Annotated in this window: 1 protein-coding gene; it reads left to right on the forward strand. The window is 25.4% G+C overall.

Going from position 1 to position 1,634, the window contains the following annotated elements; all coding sequences use genetic code 11:
• A partial coding sequence (gene lexA, locus AB2369_RS13205; RefSeq protein WP_367666933.1) for a transcriptional repressor LexA occupies positions 1-1,103 on the forward strand: 1,103 nt, incomplete at its 5' end.
• Positions 1,104-1,634 lie beyond the last annotated feature (531 nt).

Here is a 1,634-nt window from a genome sequence, read left to right on the forward strand (position 1 = left end):
CAGTTTATATAAAAACCTTAAAGGATATATTAAAAGAAGTTTATATAAAGGATAAAAATCTTATTGATGAGACTTCAAAGAAAAAATTAATATATCCATTAATAGAAGAATTAAAGAGTAAATATAAAAAGGTTAAAATTTTTAATAGACCTTTAGAATTTTTTATAGAAGAAATTGAATTCTTAAAGTCTAGTAATATAACTAAAGAAGAGTATATGACTACTTTAAGACGCAAAAGAGCCTTAAGGAAGAATTCTACAGGAAGAGAAGCGATATTTTATCTTAAGGAAATGTATAATGAAAAGCTTAAGGAATATAGATATTATGACTATGAGGATTATATAAAAGAAGCAGAAGCTATACTTAAAAGTTCCTATACTCATGTTATGGTTTATAATGGACAAGACTATAGCTGTAGTGAGTTAGAACTTCTAAAAAACATTAGAAATCATGAAAGTACCTATGGAACCTTTACAATATTTATCACAAGAGAGAAAAAAATAAAAGTAAAAGAAACCTTTGGAGAAGGGGTTAAAACTCATTATTTAAAGGGTGATATTGTAGAAAATAGAAATAGTAAGGTAGAGGATATGGAAAAGTTTAAATATATAGATTTAAGACATAAATCAGAGGTTATATTTAAAAGAGATTATTTAAACACAATGGAACTATTTTTAACTACTGGAGAGGATATAGAAGAAGTTCCTAAGGATGATTTAAGAGAAGTTACCTTATATAGTGACATAGCAGCAGGAGAACCTATTCTTATGACAGAGGAAAATGAGGGGATATTTAATATTCCAAATTACTTCCTAAAGGGAATAAAAGATTGCTTTATGTTAAAAGTTAAGGGTGACAGTATGGTGGGAGCTAACATAGAGGATAATGACTATGTGGTTATTAGAAAACAGTATATGGCAAATAACGGAGATATAGTGGCAGCGCAGATAGATGGAAATGCTACTTTAAAGAGATTTGTAATGAAGAAAAATAGACCTTATCTTGTACCGGAGAATCCAAGGTATGAACCTATAAATCTTATGGATAAGGAAGCAGGCATACTTGGTATAGTAGTTGGAGTGGTTAAGTCTTTAAATAGTTAATATTATTAAACAAAGGGATTAGTATAGAATTTTATTTGAATTCTTTATACTAATCCTTTTGATATTTATAATTTTATTTATTATAAATTATTATGCTAGTTAAATTGCGTTCTTTAAAGTAATAACTTTTGGCTTATTAATTTTCATACTTTATAATTTAAAATAAGCAATTAAGTTTATTTTAGGATTTAACTATCATAACATGTTAGGTTATTTCTAATATAGAGACTATATGATAATTAAATATAGAAAAGAGGAGTTTTATGCTATAATATAACTAATAAATTTTAATTAATAGTTATTATCTTTAAAGTATATAAGAATAGTTAATTATCCCTAAATTAACTATCACAAGAGAGTGATTTAAAATCTAAAAGATTAATATAAGTAATTAGTTTTGGACAAACTAACTTAAAAAGAGGTAACGTAACAGTGAATAAAACCTTATAGAAGTTTATATAACACTCTTGAATTTATATAATGTTTATGTTATAATAAATTCAAGAAGGTGATTATATGAAATACTATTCT

Origin of the sequence: Clostridium sp. (assembly GCF_040797585.1) — a bacterium.
GTDB lineage: Bacteria > Bacillota > Clostridia > Clostridiales > Clostridiaceae > Clostridium_Z.